The organism is Kribbella turkmenica, from assembly GCF_004348725.1.
In the GTDB taxonomy this organism is placed as follows: Bacteria; Actinomycetota; Actinomycetes; order Propionibacteriales; family Kribbellaceae; genus Kribbella; species Kribbella turkmenica.
The window spans coordinates 1-1,548 of record NZ_SMKR01000333.1 but is presented as its reverse complement, the minus strand read 5'-3'; the positions used below and the strand labels follow the sequence as shown (position 1 = coordinate 1,548).

Genomic DNA, 1,548 nt, shown 5'->3' with positions numbered 1-1,548 from the left:
GCTCGTACGCCGGCAGCGTGAGGAAGTCGGCGTACTCGTCGGCCAGCGCGGTCTCGAGGAAGAGCTCCCGGGCCGCCTCGAAGCGGTCCGGGTCGTCGCCGAGCTTGGCGATCTCCTCGTCGGCGATCCGCTGGACCAGGTCGGTGGTGACAGTGTCGCCGGTGTCCAGGACGACGGCGTTGGCCCGCCACTGCCAGATCTGTGAGCGCGAGATCTCGGCCGTGGCGGCGTCCTCCATCAGGTTGAAGATGCCGACCGCACCGCGGCCGTCCAGCCAGGCCGCCAGGTACTGGACCGCGACGCTGACGTTGTTGCGCAGGCCGGCCTCGGTCACCTCGCCCGGCGTGGACGCGACGTCGAGGAGGTCCGCCGCGGTGACGGACACGTCCTCACGCAGCTTGCCCAGCTGGTTCGGCTCCGCGCCGAGGACCGCGTCGAAGGCCGTGCGGCAGGCCTCGACCATGCCCGGGTGGGCGACCCAGGACCCGTCGAACCCGTCCCCGGCCTCGCGCTGCTTGTCCGCGGTCACCTTCGCGAACGCCTGCTCGTTCACCACCGGGTCCTTGCTCGGGATGAACGCCGCCATCCCGCCGATCGCGTGCGCGCCACGCTTGTGGCACGTCCGCACCAGCAGCTCGGTGTACGCCCGCATGAACGGCACGGTCATGGTGACGCTGTTGCGGTCCGGCAGCTGGAAGTCGGTGCCCCGGGTCCGGTGGGTCTTGATCACGCTGAACATGTAGTCCCAGCGGCCGGCGTTCAGCCCGGCCGAGTGCTCCCGCAGCTCGTAGAGGATCTCCTCCATCTCGAACGCGGCCGGGTACGTCTCGATCAGCACGGTCGCCCGGATCGTGCCGCGCGGGATGCCGAGGTCCTCCTGCGCGGTGACGAACACGTCGTTCCAGAGCCGGGCCTCCAGGTGCGACTCCATCTTCGGCAGGTAGTAGTACGGCCCCTGGCCGCGGTCGAGCTGCAGCTGCCCACAGGCGGCCAGGTAGAGCGCGAAGTCGACCAGCGAGCCGGACACCGGCTCGCCGTCGACCAGGACGTGCTTCTCCGGCAGGTGCCACCCGCGCGGCCGGACCACGATCGTGGCCAGCTCGTCGTCCGGCTTCAGCGCGTAGCTCTTGGTGCCGGTGCTGAAGTCGATCCGCCGGGTGATCGCGTCGAGCAGGTTGAGCTGGCCGCCGACGACGTTCTCCCACAGCGGGGTGTTCGCGTCCTCCTGGTCGGCCAGCCACACCTTCGCGCCGGAGTTCAGCGCGTTGACGGTCATCTTCCGGTCGGTCGGCCCGGTGATCTCCACCCGCCGGTCGACCAGCCCGGGCGCGGCCGGCGCGACCCGCCAATCCGGGTCGTCGCGGACGTCCTTGGTCTCCGGCAGGAAGCCCAGGGACGCCCCGTCCGCGATCGCCGCCACCCGCTCGCGCCGGCGCTCCAGCAGTTCCAGCCGGCGGGCGCCGTACTCCCGGTGCAACCGCTCGATCAGCCCGAGCGCCCGCTCGGTCAGGATCTCGTCGTACCGGTCCTGCCGTGCACCGATGACCT

General features: G+C 71.0%; 1 protein-coding gene. It reads right to left on the bottom strand.

Going from position 1 to position 1,548, the window contains the following annotated elements:
• Window positions 1-1,548, bottom strand: a 1,548-nt coding sequence (gene aceB, locus E1218_RS35710; protein ID WP_407657670.1) for a malate synthase A, incomplete at both ends; no start/stop codon positions are given.